Source organism: Streptomyces sp. NPDC050485 (genome assembly GCF_044458185.1).
Taxonomy (GTDB): domain Bacteria; phylum Actinomycetota; class Actinomycetes; order Streptomycetales; family Streptomycetaceae; genus Streptomyces.
The window spans coordinates 1-3,348 of the sequence record NZ_JBITHR010000073.1; the positions used below are offsets into that span (position 1 = coordinate 1).

Genomic DNA, 3,348 nt, shown 5'->3' on the forward strand with positions numbered 1-3,348 from the left:
TGCCATGATGCGATCGAGGCGATCTTCCAAGTGGCTCGGGGCCGTAGGGCCCACCGCCGCTGGGTACTCGACGCGGATCTGGCGGCGGCGTTTGATGCATCGTCACACTGCTCCTCGTGTTGATTGTTGGTGTCAGAACAGGCCGTTCTGAGGGGTCGGTGGCTCGATACGCAGGCCCTTTCTGCGTCCGGTGCGGACGTGGACGGCCTTGAGGTCGCCGCGCTTGACACGCTGCAACAGGGTCTGGCGTGAGACGCCGTGGGCGAGGGTGGCCTCGAGCATGGCGAGCCAGCCGTCAGGGGCGGTATCGACGAACAGGGCCCGGAGTTCGTCGTTCAGGCGGATGCGCCAGGGGGCGCCGGGGGTGTCCTGTTCGCCGGCGATGAAGCCGTCGTTGAGCCAGCGGTGCAGGGTGGAGGGGGCCAGACGGAGTTCGGTGGCGGCTTTGGCCACGGTGACCAGCTCTCCTTCCTGCGGCTTGGTGTTCTTGCGGTGGCAGGGGATGCCCCAGTGGAATCGGGTGGTCTGGACTCTACTGGCCGTGTATGACAATCCCCGGGCCGTGCGCCGTCCCTGACGGTTGAGGATCCCGGCGATCTGCGCGTCGGGATAGTGCACCGCGAGGCGGCGGATGAGGTCGACGGTGTCCTCGTCGGTGCGGATCTTCGGCTGCGGGCGGCGGATCGGCACCGTGAACTCGCTGCTCGCGCCGCCCTTCCAGCGCATCAGCACGGTGGCGTGGGGGTCGGGGGCGTCGCGGTGGACGGTGAGGGTGACGTCCTCGAGCAGGGTCCGTAGCAGGTGCTTGCGGTCCTTGTCGGTGGTGGTTCGGGCCGTCCAGACCGTGTGGAGGTCGTCGGCGACGGCGAGGACGGCAGCGCGCTCGGGCGCCGTGAGGGCGACGGGACGACGGCGTTCGCGGCGGGCGAGTTCGCTCTCGGCGGCGGCCTGCGCGGTCAGGGCTTTCTCCCAGTCCGCCTCCAGGCCGCGGGCGACCAGGCGGTTGTCCGGGTCGACGGCCCGGTAGCGGCGCTCGGCGCGGGTGGCGTCGTAGCGTGCGCGCTCGACCTCGCGCCGGTACTGGGCCAGCGCCATGTCGTGGCCTGCCTCCAGTTCGTCGGCGGCTGTGAGGCACGCCCGGAGTGCGGCCGGGGTGAGGGCGGCCAGGAACACGTCGGCCACCGCAGTATCGATGGCCTGCCCGCCCACCTGCAGATGCCGTGTCCCGCGGCCGTCGACCAACTGCCCTGATCCGGTGCAGTAGTAGCCGGGAGTGGCCTTGGTGGGCCCCTGGTAGAAGACGGCGAGCTTGCGCCCGCAGATCCCGCAGACGGCCAGGGTCTGCAGCAGCGCGCACCCCTCGCGGACCGCGCCGGTGCCGGGCTCGTGCCGACGCGGCCGGGTGTTGGAGGCGATCTTGTCCTGGTTGGCCAGGTAGGTGTCCCAGGTGATGAAGCCCTCGTGGTGGTCCTCGATCAATACCTGCCACTGGTCACGGGGCAGGACCCGGCGGTGACTGCGGACCTGCCCGTCCTCGCCCAGGCGCCGCTCGAACCGCGTACGGCCGTAAACGTAGGCGCCGGCGTAGGCGGGATGGGTGAGCGTGGTGTGGACCGCATGGTAGGTCGGCTCGACCCACACGATCTCGGTGCCGTTGACGTAACCGGTCGGCTGCAGCGGCCACTTCAGGCCCTGCTCACGCAGCCACAACCACACCGCCCGGGCCGAGCCGCACGCGGCAAAGCGGTCGAAGACCGCGGCGATCACGCCGGTGACGGCCTCGTCGGGGTGGAAGAGGATCTCGCCGTCGGCCTCGCCCCAGATGAGGCCGACGGGCAGGCCGCGGCGCAGTTCGCCGCGGGCGGCCTTATTGCGCACTCCGCCGTCCAGACGCGCCCGCAGGATGTGCAGCTCAGCTTCGGCCATAGTCCCTTTCATGCCCAGAACGAGGCGGTCGTCGAACCGGCTCGGATGGTAGACGCCGTCCGCGTCGGCGACCAGGGTGTCGGTCATGCCGGCCAGGTCCAGCAACCTGTACCAGTCCGCGTTGTTGCGGGCCAGCCGGGAAACCTCGAGAGCCAGGACGATCCCCACCTGGCCCAGGCCGACCTGGGCGGCCAGATCGGCAAACCCGGAGCGGCCAGCGGCGGTGGAGCCGGAGTGGCCCTGGTCCTCGTCGACGATGCTGACCGCCGCGCGGGACCACCCCAGTGCCATTGCGCGTTGGACCAGATCGTACTGACGGGCCGTGGACTCCTTGTTGCGTTCCAGCTGAAGGAGCGTGGACTGGCGGACGTAGACGATCGCCATGCGCTGCCTGTGGGACGCAGTCACCTTGCTGTTCTCAGTCATCGCCCGTCACCGTCCTCTCCGCGGCGGACATCTTGGCGATGAGATGGGCCAGCTGTGTGATTGCCTCCTGCAACTGTGGGGCCGGGAGCTGGCCGATCAGCTGGTTCGGTGGCGTGGGTAACTGCTCGGGGAGCAGACTGAGTTGGACAGGCTGCACGGTCATCCTCCTCGCGCGGAAGTTGCCGTGCAGCCTGCTCCGGTCCGGCGATCGTCCGCGCCAAAAGCTCGGAAACCACCACGGACACTTCCAGCAGTGCCCCCGGCGCGGCGAGCACTCCGGCCGCGGCGGGAGCCAGTCCTCCCGTCGTCCCTGCCCCGTCGGCGGCCACGTGGTCGGTCCAGCCGGCCGGGATGAGCGATTTACTGCCGTCCGGAAGGACGAGCAGCAGCTCCAGCCGTCCGCGGCAGTGCATCTGCCCGAGGACTTCCAGGGTGAGGCCCTTGAACGGGTGGTGATCACGCGTCACCTGTACCGACGTCATCGCGCACCGCCGTCCTGCCCACACCGGGCCGGATCCGCGCAGCCACCCGCCCGCAAGACTGCCTCGGCCACCAGCACCACAGTCGATGTGTCCACGCTGGTCAGCGCGTTTCCCAAGTCGACCGGGACACCTTCGGCCAGGCTCGCACACAACTGCAGCAGCTGGCCCTCACCGCTGGAGCACACCAACTGCCCGCGCTTGAGGCGGGTACTCGCGCGCCGCCAGTCGACGAACGCCATCATCTCCCCACTCCCGGCCGCGGGAACGAGCTCGATGAAGGAGGCGACGAAGTCACCCCGATGCAGCCACCGTTCCTGGCCGATCAGCAGCTCGACCGCTGCCATCGCGCAGTACAACCCGGCAGCCCCGGCCCGCAACGCGGCCGCGAGGTCCTCGATACGGGTAGTAAGCCCGGTCTTCGTTTGACCGAATCAACCATGAGCGCCTGCTCGAAGCCCTGGGGAGTTTCCCGGCCCGGAGCATGATCCGGGCTTGGCTGAAGGCCGGCGTGATG

Annotated in this window: 3 protein-coding genes; all 3 read right to left on the reverse strand. The window is 69.5% G+C overall.

Annotation, left to right across the window (positions count from 1 at the left end; all coding sequences use genetic code 11):
* Positions 1-132 precede the first annotated feature (132 nt).
* The 3 genes from ACIBK6_RS42410 to ACIBK6_RS42420 all read right to left on the reverse strand — a co-directional run bounded on the left by ACIBK6_RS42410 (position 133) and on the right by ACIBK6_RS42420 (position 3,178).
* Positions 133-2,352: a recombinase family protein gene (locus ACIBK6_RS42410; RefSeq protein WP_399058830.1), complete on the reverse strand. Its 2,220-nt coding sequence runs from the start codon at positions 2,350-2,352 to the stop codon at positions 133-135.
* Positions 2,345-2,515 (reverse strand): hypothetical protein, encoded by a 171-nt coding sequence (locus ACIBK6_RS42415; RefSeq protein ID WP_399058832.1) that lies wholly within the window; start codon positions 2,513-2,515, stop codon positions 2,345-2,347. Before ACIBK6_RS42415 ends, ACIBK6_RS42410 begins: the two co-directional genes overlap by 8 nt.
* A gap of 315 nt (positions 2,516-2,830) precedes the next feature.
* On the reverse strand, positions 2,831-3,178 hold the full coding sequence (locus ACIBK6_RS42420) for a hypothetical protein (RefSeq protein ID WP_399058834.1): 348 nt from the start codon (positions 3,176-3,178) through the stop codon (positions 2,831-2,833).
* Between the last annotated feature and the right edge of the window lie 170 nt (positions 3,179-3,348).